This window comes from Burkholderia cepacia, from assembly GCF_001718835.1.
GTDB classification, from domain to species: Bacteria; Pseudomonadota; Gammaproteobacteria; order Burkholderiales; family Burkholderiaceae; genus Burkholderia; species Burkholderia cepacia_F.
This window is the reverse complement of the sequence record NZ_CP013443.1, coordinates 1,348,693-1,367,043: the sequence shown is the minus strand read 5'-3', so window position 1 is coordinate 1,367,043 and position 18,351 is coordinate 1,348,693. Positions and strand designations below refer to the sequence as shown.

Annotated in this window: 20 protein-coding genes and 1 pseudogene; 5 read left to right on the top strand and 16 right to left on the bottom strand. The window is 70.3% G+C overall.

All coding sequences use genetic code 11. The features are described 5' to 3' along the window. Positions 1–22: 22 nt before the first annotated feature. Both WT26_RS09715 and gloB read right to left on the bottom strand, forming a co-directional pair. Positions 23–1,591 (bottom strand): transglycosylase SLT domain-containing protein, encoded by a 1,569-nt coding sequence (locus tag WT26_RS09715; RefSeq protein ID WP_069272739.1) that lies wholly within the window; start codon positions 1,589–1,591, stop codon positions 23–25. Between the two features lie 151 nt (positions 1,592–1,742). Next, complete coding sequence (gloB, locus tag WT26_RS09710; protein WP_069272738.1) at positions 1,743–2,564, bottom strand: hydroxyacylglutathione hydrolase; 822 nt, start codon at positions 2,562–2,564, stop codon at positions 1,743–1,745. Between the two features lie 18 nt (positions 2,565–2,582). Between gloB and WT26_RS09705 the strand changes: the two genes are divergently transcribed. From WT26_RS09705 to dnaQ, 3 genes and pseudogenes are all read left to right on the top strand, one after another. Next, positions 2,583–3,395, top strand: coding sequence for a class I SAM-dependent methyltransferase (locus WT26_RS09705; RefSeq protein ID WP_027787882.1), 813 nt, complete (start codon positions 2,583–2,585; stop codon positions 3,393–3,395). Next, positions 3,392–3,837: pseudogene (gene rnhA, locus WT26_RS09700) on the top strand (ribonuclease HI). The gene WT26_RS09705 and the pseudogene rnhA overlap by 4 nt, the downstream one beginning before the upstream one ends. A 37-nt stretch (positions 3,838–3,874) precedes the next feature. After that, positions 3,875–4,609: a DNA polymerase III subunit epsilon gene (gene dnaQ, locus WT26_RS09695; protein ID WP_059527236.1), complete on the top strand. Its 735-nt coding sequence runs from the start codon at positions 3,875–3,877 to the stop codon at positions 4,607–4,609. A gap of 33 nt (positions 4,610–4,642) precedes the next feature. On the opposite strand, the gene WT26_RS09690 is transcribed toward dnaQ, so the two are convergent. Then, entirely contained in the window at positions 4,643–4,975 is a 333-nt protein-coding gene (locus WT26_RS09690; RefSeq protein WP_059527239.1) for a YnfA family protein, read from the bottom strand. Between the two features lie 539 nt (positions 4,976–5,514). On the opposite strand from WT26_RS09690, the gene proP reads away from it, so the two are divergent. Continuing rightward, entirely contained in the window at positions 5,515–7,005 is a 1,491-nt protein-coding gene (gene proP / locus WT26_RS09685) for a glycine betaine/L-proline transporter ProP (protein WP_069272737.1), read from the top strand. A 124-nt stretch (positions 7,006–7,129) separates the two neighbouring features. Here the strand turns inward: proP and WT26_RS09680 are convergent, their stop codons facing one another. Further along, positions 7,130–7,336 carry a hypothetical protein gene (locus tag WT26_RS09680; RefSeq protein WP_069272736.1) on the bottom strand — a complete coding sequence of 69 codons (207 nt, stop codon included), beginning with the start codon at positions 7,334–7,336 and terminating at the stop codon, positions 7,130–7,132. A gap of 161 nt (positions 7,337–7,497) precedes the next feature. Next, positions 7,498–8,127 carry a glutathione S-transferase family protein gene (locus tag WT26_RS09675; protein WP_069272735.1) on the bottom strand — a complete coding sequence of 210 codons (630 nt, stop codon included), beginning with the start codon at positions 8,125–8,127 and terminating at the stop codon, positions 7,498–7,500. A 168-nt stretch (positions 8,128–8,295) separates the two neighbouring features. On the opposite strand from WT26_RS09675, the gene WT26_RS09670 reads away from it, so the two are divergent. Continuing rightward, a complete protein-coding gene (locus WT26_RS09670; RefSeq protein ID WP_069272734.1) occupies positions 8,296–9,501 on the top strand; it encodes an esterase in 1,206 nt (401 codons plus the stop codon). Between the two features lie 51 nt (positions 9,502–9,552). Here the strand turns inward: WT26_RS09670 and WT26_RS09665 are convergent, their stop codons facing one another. The 11 genes from WT26_RS09665 to madL form a co-directional block, all read right to left on the bottom strand. Then, positions 9,553–10,221, bottom strand: coding sequence for a phosphoribosyltransferase (locus WT26_RS09665; RefSeq protein WP_196774789.1), 669 nt, complete (start codon positions 10,219–10,221; stop codon positions 9,553–9,555). Between the two features lie 133 nt (positions 10,222–10,354). Next, entirely contained in the window at positions 10,355–10,876 is a 522-nt protein-coding gene (locus tag WT26_RS09660) for a hypothetical protein (protein WP_069272733.1), read from the bottom strand. A 93-nt stretch (positions 10,877–10,969) separates the two neighbouring features. Beyond that, positions 10,970–11,902, bottom strand: a complete 933-nt coding sequence (gene mdcH / locus WT26_RS09655; protein ID WP_069272732.1) for a malonate decarboxylase subunit epsilon — start codon at positions 11,900–11,902, stop codon at positions 10,970–10,972. Beyond that, positions 11,899–12,771, bottom strand: a complete 873-nt coding sequence (gene mdcB, locus WT26_RS09650) for a triphosphoribosyl-dephospho-CoA synthase MdcB (RefSeq protein ID WP_069272731.1) — start codon at positions 12,769–12,771, stop codon at positions 11,899–11,901. Before mdcB ends, mdcH begins: the two co-directional genes overlap by 4 nt. Continuing rightward, positions 12,768–13,439: a malonate decarboxylase holo-[acyl-carrier-protein] synthase gene (gene mdcG, locus WT26_RS09645; RefSeq protein WP_069273724.1), complete on the bottom strand. Its 672-nt coding sequence runs from the start codon at positions 13,437–13,439 to the stop codon at positions 12,768–12,770. Before mdcG ends, mdcB begins: the two co-directional genes overlap by 4 nt. Then, the gene (mdcE, locus tag WT26_RS09640; RefSeq protein ID WP_069272730.1) at positions 13,426–14,133 is read right to left on the bottom strand and encodes a biotin-independent malonate decarboxylase subunit gamma; all 708 of its coding nucleotides are present in this window, start codon (positions 14,131–14,133) and stop codon (positions 13,426–13,428) included. Before mdcE ends, mdcG begins: the two co-directional genes overlap by 14 nt. Then, positions 14,120–15,055 (bottom strand): biotin-independent malonate decarboxylase subunit beta, encoded by a 936-nt coding sequence (locus WT26_RS09635; protein WP_069272729.1) that lies wholly within the window; start codon positions 15,053–15,055, stop codon positions 14,120–14,122. The genes mdcE and WT26_RS09635 overlap by 14 nt, the downstream gene beginning before the upstream one ends. Continuing rightward, positions 15,052–15,366 carry a malonate decarboxylase acyl carrier protein gene (gene mdcC / locus WT26_RS09630; protein ID WP_059527272.1) on the bottom strand — a complete coding sequence of 105 codons (315 nt, stop codon included), beginning with the start codon at positions 15,364–15,366 and terminating at the stop codon, positions 15,052–15,054. The genes WT26_RS09635 and mdcC overlap by 4 nt, the downstream gene beginning before the upstream one ends. Positions 15,367–15,375: 9 nt before the next feature. Next, a complete protein-coding gene (mdcA, locus tag WT26_RS09625) occupies positions 15,376–17,016 on the bottom strand; it encodes a malonate decarboxylase subunit alpha (RefSeq protein ID WP_231130468.1) in 1,641 nt (546 codons plus the stop codon). A gap of 141 nt (positions 17,017–17,157) precedes the next feature. Beyond that, positions 17,158–17,925: a malonate transporter subunit MadM gene (gene madM, locus WT26_RS09620; protein WP_059527278.1), complete on the bottom strand. Its 768-nt coding sequence runs from the start codon at positions 17,923–17,925 to the stop codon at positions 17,158–17,160. 11 nt (positions 17,926–17,936) lie between these two features. Further along, positions 17,937–18,332 carry a malonate transporter subunit MadL gene (gene madL / locus WT26_RS09615; protein WP_034186756.1) on the bottom strand — a complete coding sequence of 132 codons (396 nt, stop codon included), beginning with the start codon at positions 18,330–18,332 and terminating at the stop codon, positions 17,937–17,939. Positions 18,333–18,351 lie beyond the last annotated feature (19 nt).

Below are 18,351 nucleotides of genomic sequence, written 5' to 3'. Positions count from 1 at the left end.
GCGCGATGCGCTCGCGACGGCGTTACTTCTTCTTGCCCTTGTGCGCTGCGGCCTTGGCCGGCGCCGCTTTCGCCGCTTTCGCCGATTTGGCCGTCGGCTTCGCCGCGCCGCGCTTCGCGCCGTGCGACTTGCTGCCCACCGCCAGGCTCGCGCGCTCGATGTGCGCACCGGCGGCCGACGTCGCGATCCGCTCCGGACCGGGCTCCGCCGGCACCGAACGGCCGACCGGCACGTGCAGCACGAGCGCCTGGCCCGGCATCACGAGATCGCGGTGCGTGCGGTTCCACGCCTTGAGCTGGCCGACCGACACGCCGTAGCGGCCGGCGATCGCCGCCATCGACTGCTTGCGGCGCACGCGGATCAGCATCTTGCGCGTGTCGGGTACGTCCGGTTCCATCGCGAGCGCGCCGTTTTCGGCGACGTCGGCGCTGATGTCCTCGTCGTCGTCGTCGCCGCGCGGCACGACGATCGTCGAGCCCGGCTTCAGGCGCATGCCGGCCGGAATCTTGTTGATCGACATCAGCGTATCGGCGTCCACGCCGATCTTCTCGGCGATCGCGGCCGGCCGTGCGCGTTCGCTGACCGTGTAGGTGGTCCACGACGAAAGCTGGCCGCTGTAGGCTTTCAGGTTCTTCTCGAACGCCGACGCATTGTCGAACGGCAGCAGGATCTGCGGCTCGGTCGCGCCGAGGATCACCGGCTTCGAGAACGACGGGTTCAGCGAGCGGAATTCGTCGAGCGACAGGTTCGCGAGCTTCGCGGCCACCGCCACGTCGATGTCGCGCGACGTCGTGACCGTCACGAAATACGGGTGGTTCGGGATGTCCGGCAGCGTCAGGCCATACTGCTGCGGGCTCGCGATGATGTTCTTCACCGCCTGCAGCTTCGGCACGTAGTTGCGCGTCTCGTTCGGCATCCGCAGGCTCTGGTAGTCGGTCGGCAGGCCGGCCGCCTGGTTGCGCGCGATCGCGCGCTGCACGTTGCCCTCGCCCCAGTTGTACGCGGCCAGCGCGAGATACCAGTCGCCGAACATGTCATGCAGGCGCGACAGGTAGTCGAGCGCGGCGCTCGTCGACGCGAGCACGTCGCGGCGCTCGTCCTGCCACATGTTGCGCTTCAGGTTGTAGGTACGGCCCGTGCCGGGCATGAACTGCCACATGCCGGCCGCCTTCGCGACCGACAGCGCCTGCGGGTTGTACGCGGACTCGATGAACGGCAGCAGCGCGAGCTCGGTCGGCATGTGACGCGCCTCGAGCTCCTCGACGATGTGATACAGGTACTTCTGCGAGCGCTCGGTCATGCGCTGCACGTAGTCGGGCCGCTGCGTATACCAGGTCGTCTGCATGTCGACGAGGTCGCTCTGCAGGTCGGGCATCTGGAAACCGCGGCGGATGCGCCCCCAGAGATCGGAGTCTGCGCTGGTCAGGTCGCCGACGGATTGCTTGTCGACGTCGACAGTTTCTTTGGCGGTGGCTGATTTACGGAGGTAGTTGGACGTCGCCTGCGAATCGGCGGCGTTGTTGGCGACAGGCGCCTGGCTCGCACACGCGGCGAGCAGCAGGACCACCATCGCACTCAATATAAGTCGCATGAAAATCTCGGCTTCCGACGGCTGGAAATTGCAGGCGATACTACGGAAGTGCGTGCTTCACGTCAATAAAAACACCGAAAACTCAGCGAAATCCTACATTTGGAGCAATTTTTACAGACACCGCTTGAGCTTTGGAGTCCTCCGGAAATCGTCATCGGAACCGGTTTTTCCATTCGCGCATCAGCGTGAACGCCGTCAGACGATCCGGCACCGTTTCATGCAGCTGCGCTTCGAGCGTCGCATGAATCGCCGCGCTGTCCGCCCGCATGAACGGGTTAACGGCACGCTCGTGAGCAATCGTAGTCGGCAGCGTCGGCACGCCGCGCGCGCGCAGCGCCTGCGCTTCGTCGCGCCACGCGGCGAGCGCCGCGTTGCCGGGCTCGCACGCGAGCGCGAAGCGGATATTGGACAGCGTGTATTCGTGTGCACAATGCACGCGCGTGTCGCCCGGCAGCGCGGCGAGCGCGTCGAGCGACGCGAGCATCTGCGCGGGCGTGCCCTCGAACAGGCGGCCGCAGCCGCACGAGAACAGCGTGTCGCCGCAGAACACGTGCGGCGCCGCAGCACCTTGGCCGGCCGCGCCTTTCCCTGCCTGCTGGAAATAGGCGATGTGGCCGCGCGTGTGGCCGGGCACGTCGAGCACGTCGAATGCGACGGCCGGCGCGTCGAGCGTCACGCGATCGCCGCCGCGCAGCGGGTGCGTGACGACGCCGATTTCCTCGCCGGCCGGGCCGTAAACGGCAAGCGGCGCATCGTCCGGCCGGCCACCGATCAGGTCGGTGACACCGCCGACGTGGTCGGCGTGATGGTGCGTGAGTAAAATAGCGGTCAACCGCCAGCCTCGTTCGGCAAGAACCCGGCGCACCGGCGCGGCTTCACCCGGATCGACGGCGATCGCATCGCGGCCGTCCGAGACGAGCCAGATATAGTTGTCATCGAATGCCGGAACCGGCACGTATTCCAGCTCGTTCATGGGCGCGCAATCATCGTTATGTCTGACCGTCAAATTATAGACTGGCCCGCCTGGACCGACTCGCCTCCCGGCCGCTACGTGCTGGGCTGGGAGCAAGCGCAGCTCGACCGGATCGTGTCCGACGTCTTCGGGTTCCACGCGCTGCAGCTCGGCCTGCCGCAGCTCGACGCGCTGCGCGAGAACCGCATGCCGTATCGCGGCCTCGTGCTCGATCCGGCGAGCGGCGCGAGCGCGCCCTATCAATATCCGTGGGCCCGCGAAGCCCATTCGCCCGAGCATGCGCCCGCCGATCGCAGCACGACCTGGTGCGACCTGCTCGACCTGCCGTTCGAGTCGCAGAGCGTCGACCTGATCGTGATGCCGCACACGCTCGAATTCACGTCCGATCCGCACCGCCTGCTGCGCGAGGCCGAGCGCGTGCTGATGCCGGAAGGCCAGCTCGTGATCACCGGCTTCAATTCGCTCAGCCTGTGGGGCATGCGGCAATCGTTCGGGCGCATGGCGAACCGTCCGTTCGTGCCGGCCACGCGCGACCAGATCGCGTTCATCCGGCTCAAGGACTGGATCAAGCTGCTCGGCTTCGACCTCGAACGCGGCCGCTTCGGCTGCTACCGGCCGCCGCTCGTCACCGACAAGTGGCTGGCCCGCTACGGCTTCATGGAAGCCGCCGGCGACCGCTGGTGGCCGATCTTCGGCGCCGTCTACATGGTGACGGCCGTCAAGCGCGTGCGCGGCATGCGCCTCGTCGGCCAGATCCGGATGAAGAAACCCGTGCTCGCACCGGGCCTGACGCCGGCGGCCTCCCCGACCACCCATCAAGAACATTCATGACAATCGATACGATCGACATCTATACCGACGGCGCCTGCAAGGGCAACCCCGGCCCCGGCGGCTGGGGCGCATTGATGCGCTATGGCGACAAGGAAAAGGAGCTGTTCGGCGGCGAGCCGAACACGACCAACAACCGCATGGAGCTGATGGGCGTGATCGCCGCGCTCGAAGCGCTGAAGCGGCGCCGTGCCAGGTGATCGTGCACACCGATTCGCAATACGTGCAGAAAGGCATCAGCGAGTGGATCCACGGCTGGAAGAAGAAAGGCTGGGTCACCGCGGCGAAGACGCCCGTGAAGAACGCCGACCTGTGGAAGCGGCTCGACGCGCTCGTCGCGCAGCACGAGGTCGAGTGGCGCTGGGTCAAGGGCCACGCGGGCCATCCCGAAAACGAGCGCGCGGACGCGCTCGCGAATCGCGGCGTCGAATCGCTCATGGCCTGAACGCGGGCCGCCCCCTGTTTCCTACGTTTTCCCCGACATGCGCCAGATCATTCTCGATACCGAAACCACCGGCCTGAACGCCCGCACGGGCGACCGCCTCATCGAAATCGGCTGCGTCGAGCTGCTGAACCGGCGGCTCACCGGCAACAACCTGCACTTCTACGTGAACCCCGAGCGCGACAGCGATCCGGGCGCGCTGGCGGTGCACGGCCTCACGACCGAATTCCTCAGCGACAAGCCGAAATTCGCGGAAGTCGCCGACCAGATTCGCGACTTCGTGAAGGACGCCGAGCTGATCATCCACAACGCACCGTTCGACCTTGGCTTCCTCGATGCCGAATTCGCGCGGCTCGGCCTGCCGCCGTTCACCGAGCACTGCGGCGGCGTGATCGACACGCTGGTGCAGGCCAAGCAGATGTTCCCCGGCAAGCGCAACTCGCTCGACGCGCTGTGCGACCGCTTCGGCATCAGCAACGCGCACCGTACGCTGCACGGCGCACTGCTCGACTCGGAACTGCTCGCCGAGGTCTATCTCGCGATGACGCGCGGCCAGGACAGCCTCGTGATCGACATGCTCGACGACGCGGGCGCCGACGGCGGCGCGGCAAACGGCCAGCGCGTGTCGCTCGCCGCGCTCGACCTGGTCGTGGTGGCCGCGAGCGACGACGAGCTCGCCGCGCACCAGGCGCAGCTCGACGAGCTCGACAAGTCGGTCAAGGGCACCTGCGTATGGCGCAAGTCCGCCGACGCGGGTGCCGCCGAAGCGGCCTGAAACAGCGGCACACGGCACGCGCCGCGGCCGCGCTCACGCGCGCGGCTGCAGCGCGATGACCGCCATTCCGCCGAGCGCGAGCGCCGCGCCGGCCACGTCCCAGCGGGTCAGTGCGACGCCGTCGACCACCCGCAGCCAGACCAGCGCCACCGCGATGTACACGCCGCCGTACGCGGCATAGGTGCGCCCCGCCGCACTCGGGTGCAGCGTCAGCAGCCACGCGAACAACGCGAGCGACAACGCGGCCGGCAGCAGCAGCCACACCGGCCGCCCCTCCTTCAGCACGAGCCACGGCAGGTAACAGCCGACGATTTCGGCCAGCGCGGTGGCGGCGAACAGCGCCGCGATCCTCATCAGTTCGGTCATCCGGTTCCTCGCGAATTCGCCCCCGTCACCGGAAGGCGGCACGGCCCCGCCGCGCGCCGCCGATCATACCCGAGCCGCCCCAGCCGGACGCCCCGCCAGACGGGCGCTTCCCGGCAATTTGCACGATCATCCGTCATCGTGCTATCATGTCGCCTGTTTCAACATTCAATCTCTGTCTATTCGATTTCGAGAGAAGTCCGTCCGCGCGTTGCGGGCCGGCCCTTCGACCGAAATTGCACCCACAGGAAAGCCCGCCCGACAGGCCCGCTTTTCTCGTTTCGTTGCCCCTCCGGGGCGCTTGCCGGAACGCCGGACATCGTCCGCACCGGCATCTGCCGCCTGCATCACGCGGCCCATTCTTCATGAGCGCACTGTCGCGACGGCCCATCGGGCCCGCGTCGAAGCAGCCCCTTACGGCCCTTTACCGCCGCTTGTGCAGTAAATGCTTAATGGCCTGCCCCGACGCGCCGCACACGACACCGCGCTCGCCGGCAAACCGTGTCGGACGGCCCGCCCGTTCGGCGCAGTCAAAGGAGTGCATGACCTTGACCGCAACACACGTCAGCCCGACCGCTGCTTCTTCCTCCGCTTCGTCGTCCGGCGAAGCCCCGCTCGTCGCGGACGACATCACCGTCGTCGACCAGAGCCTGCTCAAGCGCGCCGTCAGCGCGATGGCCATCGGCAACGCGATGGAATGGTTCGACTTCGGCGTCTACAGCTACATCGCCGTCACGCTCGGCAAGGTGTTCTTCCCGTCCAGCAGCCCGTCCGCGCAGCTGCTCGCGACCTTCGGCACGTTCGCGGCCGCGTTCCTCGTGCGCCCGCTCGGCGGCATGGTGTTCGGCCCGCTCGGCGACCGCATCGGCCGCCAGCGCGTGCTCGCCGCCACGATGATCATGATGGCCGTCGGCACCTTCGCGATCGGCCTGATCCCCAGCTACGCGTCGATCGGCATCATGGCCCCCGTGCTGCTGCTCGTCGCGCGCCTCGTGCAGGGTTTCTCGACCGGCGGCGAATACGGCGGCGCGGCCACCTTCATCGCCGAGTTCTCGACCGACAAGCGCCGCGGCTTCATGGGCAGCTTCCTCGAATTCGGCACGCTGATCGGCTATGTGATGGGTGCCGGTGTCGTCGCGCTGCTCACCGCGTCGCTGTCGCAGGAGGCGCTGCTGTCGTGGGGCTGGCGCGTGCCGTTCCTGATCGCCGGCCCGCTCGGCCTGATCGGCCTCTACATCCGGATGAAGCTCGAGGAAACGCCGGCGTTCAAGCGCCAGGCCGAGGAGCGCGAAGCGCAGGACAAGGCCGTGCCGAAGGCGCGCTTCCGCGAGACGCTGATGCGCAACTGGCGTGCGCTGCTGCTGTGCGTCGGCCTCGTGCTGATCTTCAACGTGACCGACTACATGGTGCTGTCGTACCTGCCGAGCTTCATGTCGTCGACGCTGCATTTCGACGAATCGCACAGCCTGGTGCTCGTGCTGCTCGTGATGGTGCTGATGATGCCGATGACGCTCGCCGCCGGCCGCCTGTCCGACCGGATCGGCCGCAAGCCCGTGATGCTCGCCGGCTGCGTCGGCCTGCTCGCGCTGTCGATCCCGTCGATGATGCTGATCCATGCCGGCACCACCGCATCGGTGTTCGGCGGCCTGCTGATCCTCGGCGTGCTGCTGTCGTGCTTTACCGGCGTGATGCCGTCGGCGCTGCCGGCGCTGTTCCCGACCGAGATCCGCTACGGCGCGCTCGCGATCGGCTTCAACGTGTCGGTGTCGCTGTTCGGCGGCACGACGCCGCTCGTCACCGCGTGGCTCGTCGACGTCACCGGCAACCTGATGATGCCCGCGTACTACATGATGGGCGCCGCGGTGATCGGCATCGTGTCGGTCGTCGCGCTCGCCGAAACCGCGCGCCAGCCGCTCAAGGGCTCGCCGCCGGCCGTCGCGACGCGCCGCGAAGCCCACCAGCTCGTGCGCCAGATGCGCGAGGACGAAGACGACGCGGGCCTGTACAGCGTGGCCGCCACCGCCCGCGCGTAAGCGCGTTGCCCAAAACGACGGGCCCCGGCATTGCCGGGGCCCGATCGAACGGCCGGTCGCCCGGCCCGAACGCCCGACCGGCTTGCGCCGGCCGGGCTTTTTCATGCTTGCCGCGCCGCCGCGCTCATGCGTGCGCGTCGCAATGACGGCAGAACAGCAGCGCGCGCGACCGCGCCACAGCCGCCTGTGCGCCGCGCGTCGCGACGATCAGCCCGACCTGACCGAGATTGAAATCGCGCTCGACCATCAACTGCGTCAGCGCGGCAAGCGGCAACACGACGGACGGGTGGTACAGGCTCGATTCGATCAGGGCTTTCATCGTCAACTCCATCAGGCAATGCGGCATCGGATGGAGTGAATTCTAGGGACGGCCGAGGTCCGGATAAATCGCCTGAAAACGAAGTCACTTGTCGGCTGCGGGAAACAATCGGCGTGACCATCGCCGGATCAGCCGCGCGGCGGGGGAACCATGCTCCCCCCAACATGCGCGCACTAGGCGAGCGGCGTTTCGACGAATGCCGGCAGCGCTTCCGCCCGCGCGGAATGCGCGGCGAGCGCCGGATAACGGGCCGGATCGATCCGCGCGAGCACCGGATAGTCGCCAGCCATGAATTGCGTGAAGCGCCACGCGACCGCCACCGTCACGTCGGACTGCAGCAGGCGCGCGCCGCCGAACCAGCCGCCCACGCTCGCGACCTGCTTTTCGAGCTCGCCGTACGCCGCCTCGAGCTGGCCGAGCACGCGGTCGAGCCACGGCGCGTGCTGCTTGTCGGCCGGACGCAGCGCCTGCTCGTAGACGACCTGCACGGTCTTCTCGGCGGCCGCCAGCGCGAAACCGACGGGCACGAGCGCGCGCAGCCGCGCGTCGGGCGCCTCGGGCAGCAGCCGCCGCCCGGGCGCGACCCGATGATCGAGATAATCGACGATCAGCGACGAATCCATCAGCGTCGCACCGTCGTCGGTCACGAGCGTCGGCGCCTTGACGACCGGGTTGATCGTCTTGAACGTGTCGAATTGCCTGAACACCGAGATCGACTCGTGTTCGAACGGGAGGTCGAGCAGCTTCGCCGAAATGGCGACACGGCGCACGAACGGGGAATCCAGCATGCCGATCAGCTTCATCGCAAACGCTCCGCTTGAGGGAATGGGATCAACGACTGTAGCAGCGTGCGGTGCATGCGCATAGGCCGGCGCCGGCCGTGCAACGCGAACCCGGTACAAACGCGCCCCCCGCGGCGCGCGAACAGTGACCATAATGCAGATTCGCCCATCGCCACCGGAAGGTTCGCCATGTGGTACGCCCTCGTCGAGCAGCAGCGGGAATGGATGCGCGCCTGGCGCGCGGCCACGCGGCATGCGTTCGACGCGTGGCCCGCGGCGACGCTGCCGCACGCCGCATCGTCGTGCTACGACGACCTGTTCGAGCCGCTGCTCGGGCCGCCGGCCGAACCGCCGCCATTCGCTTTCGGGGCGGGCGACGTCGCCGAGCGCCTCGTCGCCCAGACGCCGTTCTGCGGCCTGCGCCGCTTTTCGCACGACCGGCAGGCGGCGCGCGCCGTGCTGCTGTGCGCGCCGCTTGCCGGGCATGCGGCGGTGATGATGCGGGAAACCGTCGAGACGCTGCTCGCGGACGGCGACGTCTGCGTGACCGACTGGCGCAATGCGCGCGACGTGCCGCTCGCGGCGGGCCGCTTCGGGCTCGACGAATACGTGGCGATGCTCGATGCGTTCGTCGACGGGCTCACGCACGACGACCGGCCGCTGCATGTCGTCGCCGTGTGCCAGGCAACCGTGCCGGTGCTCGGCGCGCTCGCGCTGCGCGCGCAGCGCGGTCTCGCGCCGCCCGCGAGCGTCACGCTGATCGGCGGCCCGCTCGACGCGCGCCGGAATCCGAGTGCGCTCGGCACCGCCGCCGCGGCCCATTCGCTGGGCTGGTGCCGCCGTCACCTGATCGACGTCGTGCCGCCGGGTTTCGCGGGGCATGGCCGCCACGTGTTTCCCACCTATCTGCAGCAGGGCGAGATCGCGCTCGTGTACCCGCAGCGCTTCCTGTCGCTGCTCGACCGCTACACGCAGGCGGCGTGGCGCCTGGATGTGCGCGCGATGACGGAAGCGAGGCGCGCGCTGCTCGAATACACGGCGCTGCTCGACATGCCGGCCGAGTACTTCCTCGATACGGTCGACATCGTGTTCCAGCGCGCGTGCCTCGCGCAGCGCACCTGGCGCGTGCACGACGTCCCCGTTGACCCGGCCGCGCTGCGCGCCACGACGCTGCTGACGGTCGAAGGCACCCGCGACGCGGTCACGGGCGCCGGCCAGACGCATGCCGCGCATGCGCTCTGCCGAAGTCTCGCGCCGGGCGAGCGGCATCGGCTCGACGTCGACGGATGCGATCACTACGGGCTGTTCACGGGCGCGCGCTGGCTCGACGATGTGCATCCGGCGCTGCAGGCCGTGTTCGCGCAGGCCGAGAAGCCGCGCGCGACGCGGCACTGAGCCGGCACTGAGCCGGCACTGAGCCCGCACCAAGCGGGCACCAAGCCGACATCAATCAGACGCCACCCCGCCTTCCGGCGCGCGGCGCGCCGCGTCGAGCAACGCGCGTACCTCGTCGTCGCTCGTCTGCTCGAAGCGCGCGTAGAACTGGCTGATCCCGAAGAACGGCAGCGGCTGCAACACCGTGACGAACGCGTCGGCCAGATCGTCGAACTTGCGCTGCACGCCGGCCGGCGCGACCGGCGCAGCCGCGACGATGCGCGCCGGGTGGCGCTCGCGCAGCGTCTGCAGCGCGACGCGCATCGACGCGCCGGTCGCGACGCCGTCGTCGACGACGATCGCGATGCGCCCCTCGACCGGCAGCGGCGGCGCGGCACCGCGATACAGCGCCTCGCGGCGATGCAGTTCGACCGTCTCGCGCGCGATCACTTCGGCGAGCTGCGCGCCGGACACGCTCATCGAGCGGAGCACCGAACGCTGCAGATGAATCGCACCGCCCGTCGCGATCGCGCCCATCGCGAGCTCGGGATCGGACGGCACGCCGAGCTTGCGTACGACCAGCACGTCGAGCGGCGCGTGCAGCGCGCAGGCGACCGGATACGCGACGGGCACGCCGCCGCGCGGCAACGCGAGCACGACGACATTGCTGCGCCCCGCGTAATCGCGCAATGCGCCGGCCAGCTGGCAGCCGGCATCGGCGCGATCGAGAAAACGATCCATCACGATCCGCCCCTTTCGTTCGCCGGCGCCCGGTCGCGCATGCGCAGTGATCACACCGACGTTACGTCAATGAGCATGGTGCATGCGATCCGCCAATTCAAGCGCGCCGACGGGGATACGCGGCGGCGCCGTGTCAGAGCCCGCCCGCGCGCCGGTACAGCCGCCAGAACGACTGCGCGTAGGATTGCGCGAGCTCGGGCGCGCGCTGGAACACGTTCACCGTTTCCGCGTGCGCAGCCGCCCCTTCGGACAGCGTCGTCAGCGCGACGCTGTCGTCGACGATCACGAAGCGCGGCGCCGGCGCGTCGCGCCGCATGTCGATCGCGACGTCGATGCCCGCGCCCTTCAGGAAGCCCGCGCCGCTGTACCGGCCCGCACGCGGCGAGCGCACGAGCACGACACGCACCTCGATCCCGCGCCCGCGCGCGTCGTGCAACGCGCCGGCCACCGCAGGCGGCACGTACGCGTAACCGGCCAGCAACACGCGGCGCTGCGCCTGCGCGATCAGGTCGACGGTCGCGTCGGCCGCCGCATTGTCATACGAAAAGTATGTGCCGACCGATGCGGCGTCGGACGGAATCTGGCTGGCGTGGGCGCTCGCCGCGCAGCAGAGCGCGGCGAGAAGGAAGGCGGCTGGTCTCATGGCGGGCGCCATTTTAGCGACGCCAATTCGTGTGGCAAGCGCCGGCTGCAAGGCTGCTGCGCCGGCGCAACACGGCCCGCCGTGAGCGGGCGCGCGCAGGCGCGCTCAGCCCGCCGCGACGCGCGAAAGCCAGCTCGCCACGCCGTCGACGGAACGGAAATCCGCAAGGCTGCGCGCCGGCAGCGCGGGATATGCGCTACCGGCCATCTCGGCCAGCGCGCGGCCGGGGCCGAGCTCGAGGAACGCGGTCGCACCGGCCTCCACGCACGCGGCGAGACAGGCCGCCCATTCGACCGGCTCCGCGATCTGCCGGGCCAGCTTGTCGAGCCCCGCGTCGACGTCGAGCACCGACGCGCCGTCGATGCCCGACAAGAGCCGCGTGCCGGGCAGCGGCCGCCGCACGCGAGCCGCGGCGAGCGACGCGCGAAACACCGGCACGGCCGCCGCGAGCCGGCGCGTGTGCGACGCGATCCGCACGCAGACGGGCGCGACGCGCAGTGCACCGTCGCGCAGCGCATCCGCGGCCGCCGCATCGACGTCGTCGCGCCGGCCGGCGACCACGAACGCGTCGCCCGGGTTCGCGATCGCGATCGCCGCGCGGTGGTCCGCGCACAAGCGCGCGAGATGGTCGCGCGTCAGGCCGCGCACGAACACCATCCGCTCGTCGCCGCCGCTCGCGGCATCCATTGCACGCGCACGCGCATCGGCCAGGTCGAGCGCGGCGTCCGGCTCGATCATCCCCGCGACGCTCCACGACGCGACTTCGCCGACGCTGTAGCCGGCGACGCAGCGCCGGCGCGGCCACACCGCGTCGAGCAACGCGGCGGCCGCGAGCGCCTGGACCGTGCAGAGGATCTGCGCGGCACGGTTTTCGTGCAGCGCAAACGGGGCGGCGTCGCGCACCCACGCGCGCGGATCGTCGCCGAGCAGCCGGCCGGCGTGCGCGAACAGCGCGTCGGCCTGCGGCGCGGTGCCGGTCAGGTCGAACATGTCGGCGCGCTGGCCGCCTTGCCCGGAACACAGGATCGCGAGCGTCATCGCGCCGCCTCGTCGCGCTCCAGCGCATCGACGAAGACGCTCATCGCGAGCAGGTCGGCCGCGCCGCCCGGGCTGAGCCGGCGCGCGACGAACGCACGATGCGCGGCGGCCGCGCGCAGCCGCCAGTCGCGCGCCCGCACGCCGCCGCGTGCGACGAACGCGCGTGCGGCCGCTTGCGCGAATTCGAGGCCGTCCTGCCCGCCCCGGTGCAGCAGGTTCGTATCGTCGAGTGCGGCGATCAGCGCGAAGCACGCGTCGACGCGCGCCGCCTCCGGGTCGCCGGGCAGGTCGCGCTGCGCACGGCGCAGCGCGGGCAGCCCGACGCGATACACGCTGTCGAACCCGCCGGCCGCCTCGCGGCGCGCGCCGCCGACGCCGTAGCGGCGGCTCGCGCGTTCGCCGTGGCTGTCGGGCAGGCGCGGGCCGCCGAGGATATCCGCGCCCCAGCGGCGCGCGACCGACGCGCCGAGCGTCAGGCCCAGCGGCGCGGCGCCCCGCCGGCCGCGACGGCCCGCCGCCGCACACAGCAGCCCGAGCCCGAAGATCGCGCCGCGATGCGTGTTGACGCCGCCCGTCGCGGCGAGCATCGCGTGCTCGGCACGCAGGCCGATCTTGCGCAGCACGGCCATGTCCGCGTCGCGCGCGCCTGCATCGGCCAGTTCCGCGAAGTAAGGCCGCAGCACGGCGGCGCTGCGGGCGAACGTCGACGCGTCCATGTCCGCATGGCTGCCGGCATCGACGTGACTGACGAGCCCTGGCTTCGGATAGGTCTCGATCTCGAGCACGAGGCTGCGCTCGGCGAGCGCCGCGATGCGCTCGGCATCGGATTGCGCCCCCGGCAGCGTGCGCGGCAGCGCCACGGCGCTCATTGCGCGCTCCCGGCGAGGAAGGCGGCGGCCGGACCGAGCATAACGCCGCCGGCCGTCTTGATCGCGACGTCCGGCAAGCCGGCGTGCAGTTCGCGCCAGTTGGCGCCCGCGCCGTCGTCGCGCAGCAATTCGCCGTCGATGCGCATCGGCGCGCGCGCGTCGATCGCCGCGAGGCCGTCGAGCAGCGTCGCGGCGTGCGCGGCGCCCGGCAGCGGGAAGAACACGTCGAGATCCGATGCGCCGGTCAGGTACGGCTCGCCCGTCAGCGCCTGCCATGCGAGGCTGCCGAACACGCGGCCCTGCACGCCGCAGCGCGCGCCGAGCGCCTCCAGGTCGAGCAGCGGCTGCCGCCACGCGGCGGGCGCGGCGCCGAGCACCGCCGCAATCGCCGGCGGCGCGCCGACCGATGCGAGCGCATCCGCGCCGACGCTGACCGCAATGCGCCGCTTGCCCGCGGACGGCGGCAGCGGCAGGCCGAGCGGCACGCCGAATTCACGCGTCTCACCGGGCAGCGCGCGACGCACGACGAGCGGCCAGCCGCGTTCCGCCCATCGGCGCACGGGCGCGTCGGCGGCGAGCGCCGCGTCGCGCGCGAACAGCGCCGCCCACCCCGCCGCCGTCAACGTGACGAGCGTGTGGCGGCGCAGCGGCGCGTCACTGCGCGGCACGCGCGAGCGCCTCGACGCGCCGCGCGACATCGGCGGCCACCGGCCGGCCGCGCGCGGCGCGCCCGTCGACGCGCTCGGCCGGCTTGCCGAGCCATTCGCCGACCTGCGCGTCGAGCGCGCGGGCCGGATCGAGCACGGCGTCGACGGCGCCCATCTTCACGAGATTGTCGAGCCCCGGCGCGAACACCGGCGTCGAGCGCGCCATCTCCTTCAGCACGTCGATCGGCAGCTTGGTCACGCGCGACATCGACGGCAGGTCCATCACTTCCGGCTCGGCGCCCGGCACCGCAAGCAGCGTGCGCGTCGCGAGCGCGGTCGCGATGAACGCGCCGGCGGCCGTGTGGCCGTACAGCACGCCGATCGTCCGGTGCCCGGCGAGCTCCGCGTGCATCAGGCACTTCGCGAGATGCGACAGCCCCTCGTTCAGGCCGAGCAGTTCGTCGCGCTTGCTCATCCGCTGGCTGTCGCTGTCGACGAGCACGAGGATCGGCGTGTCGCCGCCGCGCGCGATCGTGTCGAGCACGCGCGCCGCGAGCGTCAGCGCCTCGTCGATGCCGAACGGCAGACGGTCGGCGACGCCGATCACGTCGACGCGTGTGCCGGCCAGTTCCGCGTGGCCGGACAGCAGGCCGCCGTCGCGCACGATCGCGTGACCGTGCGGAAACAGCGACATGAGGACTTCATCGAGCGTCATGCGAGGGCTCCTGGAGTTGGTCGGCAAGCGCGGCGAACGCGTCGTCCGGCATGCCCGGAATGTCCTCCGGCGCGCTCGCGCCGAGCGTGCGCCAAACGTCGAGCGCATCGTCGCATGCGCCGAACCGTTCGACACGCGCCTCGAGACGCGCCTGCTCGGCACGCAGCATCGCCGCATCGAATGTCGGCGCACGCCCGATCAGCTCGAGCGCCGCCGCGCGGAATGCGGCCGGCGTGTCGGCCACGTAGCGATCCGCGCCGCCGATCAGCCGCCGGTGCTTGCCGCCCATCGTGCGCCAGATCAGCGCGCGGTCCTTCGCGTCGAACGCCTCGACGCCGCGATTGGTTTCGATCACCTCGGGGCCCGACACGCTGATACGGCCCTGCTCCGACACCGCGAGCGCCGAACAGCACGCGGCGAGCAACCCGCCGCCGCCATAGCAGCCCGCGCGCCCGCCGATCAGCCCGATCACCGGCACGCCGGCCGCACGCGCTTCGACGAGCGCGCGCATGATCTCGGCAATCGCGAGTTCGCCCGCGTTCGCCTCCTGCAGCCGCACGCCGCCCGTATCGAACAGGATCAGCACCGGCTTGCCGACTTCGCGCGCGGCGCGCAGCAGCCCGGTGAGCTTCGCGCCGTGCACTTCGCCGAACGCACCGCCCATGAAGCGGCCTTCCTGCGCGGCGACGAACACCGGCTGCCCGTCGAGCCGGCCGTGGCCGACCACCATTCCGTCGTCGAACTGCTGCGGCAGGTCGAACAGCGGCAAGTGCGGGCTCGTCACGCGTTCGGCCGGCCCGAGGAATTCGCTGAAGCTGCCCGCGTCGAGCAGCCCGTCGACGCGCTGCCGCGCCGACGCTTCGTACCAGCTCGCCTCATTCGCGACGAACGCGGGCGTGTCGTGGATCGCGTCGTTCGTCATGCGTCCCCCTCGATCGCGCGCACGGCCTGCGCGAGCCGCAGCGACACCATGTCGGGCCGCGCGCCGCCGTCGTTGACCGACAGCTTCAGGCCGCCCGGCGTGCGCCGCTCGACGAAATCCGCGACGACGGCCTGCCACACCGCGCCGAAACCGACCGCCGCGGTGCGGATGTCGATCTCGCATTCGTTGCCCGGCAGCACGCGCTCGACGAGCACTTCGAGATTGCCGGATGCGACCACGCCGACGAGCGCCGCGGCCTGCTCGCCCTTCGCGCGCTCGCGCGCGGTGAAGCGATAGTTCAACTGTTCCAGCCCTCTTCCTCACCAGTTGCGGAACCGGGCCGGCGGCGCATAGAGCCCGCCCGACCAGTGCACGAGATCCTTGATCGAGCGCGCGGCGAGCCAGCGGCGATCGGCGTCGAGCGGATCGATGCCGAGATCCTCCGGACGGCGGATCACGCCGCGCTCGCGCAGCCGCTCGACCATCTTCCGGTCGCGGCCGCGGCCGATCTCCGTATAGCCGGCGACGCCGCGGATCGCATGCTCGCGTTCGTCCTTGTCACGGCACATCAGCAGGTTCGCGATCCCTTCCTCGGTGACGATGTGCGTGACGTCGTCGCCGTAGACCATGATCGGCGCGAGGTCGAGCTGCAGCTTGTCGGCGAGCTTCAGCGCGTCGAGTTTCTCGACGAACATCGGCACGTTCTTGTCGCCGAACGTCTCGCCGATCTGCACGACGAGCTTGCGGCCGCGCCTGAGTGCCGCCGGCGTGTCCGGGTCGGCTTCCGCGCCGGCCTTCAGCCACGGCTCGCTCGGGTGACGCCGGCCGCGCGCGTCGCTGCCCATGTTCGGCGCGCCGCCGAAACCGGCGATGCGCTCGGCGGTGACCGTCGACGAATGGCCGGACAGGTCGATCTGCAGCGTCGAGCCGATGAACATGTCGCACGCGTAGAGGCCGGCCGTCTGGCAGAACGCGCGGTTCGAGCGCAGCGACCCGTCGGGGCCGGTGAACCATATGTCGGAACGCGCGCGGATGTAGTCGTCCATCCCGACCTCCGAGCCGAAGCAGTGGATCTGCTCGACCCAGCCCGATTCGATCGCGGGAATCAGCGTCGGGTGCGGATTGAGCGCCCAGTGCGAGCAGACCTTGCCCTTCAGCCCGAGCTTCTCGCCGTAGGTCGGCAGCAGCAGTTCGATCGCGGCCGTGTTGAAGCCGATCCCGTGGTTCAGGCGCTTGATCCCGTACGGTTCGTAGATGCCCTTGATCGCGAGCATCGCGGTCAGGATCTGGGTTTCGGTGATCGCGGCCGGATCGCGCGTGAACAGCGGTTCGACGTAGAACGGCCGGCCGGCCTCGACGACGAAATGCACGCGGTCGCCGGGGATGTCGACGCGCGGCACCTTGTCGACGATGCGGTCGACCTGCGCGATCACGATGCCGTCCTTGAACGCGGTGGCCTCGACGACGGTCGGCGTGTCCTCGGTGTTCGGGCCGGTGTACAGGTTGCCGTCGCGATCGGCGCTCACGGCCGCGATCAGCGCGACCTGCGGCGTGAGGTCGATGAAGTAGCGGGCGAACAGCTCGAGATACGTGTGCACCGCGCCGAGCGCGATCTTGCCGCCGAACAGCAGCTTCGCGATGCGCTGCGACTGCGGGCCCGAATACGCGAAGTCGAGACGCTTCGCGATGCCGCGCTCGAACACGTCGAGATGCTCGGGCAGCACGACGCCCGACTGCACCATGTGCAGGTCGTGGATCTTCGCGCTGTCGACGTCGGCGAGCGCCGTCGCGAGCAGGTCGGCCTGCTTCTGGTTGTCGCCTTCGAGGCAGACTCGGTCGCCGGGCCGCAGCACCGCTTCGAGCAACGCGACGGTGTCGCGCGCGTCGACCCGCTTGCCCTGCGCGTATAAGCCGCGCCGGCCGCGAGGCGTGCATCGCGCGCCTGCCGCGCGTGATTCCATCCCGTCATGAACAGTTCTCCCGCTTCGATGGTTCAGCGGCATTCTAAGCCTGGCGCCGCCGCCGATTGATGATGTTGACGAATGCGACTCAGAGGGCGCCGCGATGGGTGCGGCCCGCGCACGGGCCGCCCATCGTGCGGCCTATGCGCCGACCAGCGCGCGCGTCGTGAAGAACAGCACCGAGGGCCCGAGCAGGCAGCCGACGCCCGTATGGAAAGTCGCGACCAGCGCGCCGTACGGGACGAGCCGGCGGTCGGTCGCGGCGAGCCCCGCGCTCACGCCGCTGACGGTGCCGGCCAGGCCGCCGAAGATCATCGCGGAACGCGGCGTCTTCAGGCCCATGAAGCCGGCCGCGACCGGCGTGCCGACCATCACGATGATCGCCTTCACGAGCCCCGTCGCGATGCTCAGCGCGATCACGTCGGAACTCGCGCCGATCGCCGCGCCCGTCACGGGGCCGACGATGTAGGTGACGGCGCCCGCGCCGATGGTCGTCATGCTGACCGCGTCGGTGTAGCCGAATGCGCGCGCGATGCACGCGCCGACGATGAACGGCAGCACGGTGCCGAGCAGCAGCGACACGACGCCGACGAGCCCGGCCTTGCGTGCCTCGGTCGGCTGCACTTCGAACGCGGTCGCGACGATCGCGAAATCGCGCAGCATCGCGCCGCCCATCAGGCCGATGCCGGCGAACAGCTTGACGTCGGCCAGCCCCTTCTCACCGCCGGTAAACGCGCCGCCGACATAGGCCAGCACGAGACCGATGACGATCGCGATCGCCGAGCCGTGCACGCGGCCGAACGTGAGCTTGCGCGACGCGATCGACGACAGCCACATGATCAGGCCGACCAGCGCGAACGACGCGACGAGCCCGTTGTGGGCGACGGTTTTTTCGAGCATCTGCAGCATGGCGGCCTCCGTCACTGTTCTTCGAATTGCGGCACGCCCGCGAAGGCCGTGTCGTCGCGCCCGGTGCGCACGAGCACCGCGATGCAGCATGCGCAGATCGCGACCGCGCCGACGGCGGCCAGCAGCGCGACGGGCCCGCCCTTCAGCGCGGCGACGACGTTCTGGTTCGCGGCCATCGCGACGACGACGGGGATGTACATCGCGCCCCAGAAACCGACGCCGGCCTCGGTTTCCTTCGGCAGCCAGCCGCGCCGGTGCAGCCACAGGCGCAGGCAGATCAGCAGCAGCATCGCGATGCCGACGCCGCCGACGTTGGTCTTCACGCCGATCGCGCTGCCGAGCAGGTCGCCGAGGAACAGTCCGGCCAGGTGGCAGAACGCCAGCAGCGCGGTTCCGTAGATGATCATGAGTCGTCTCCAGTCTCTT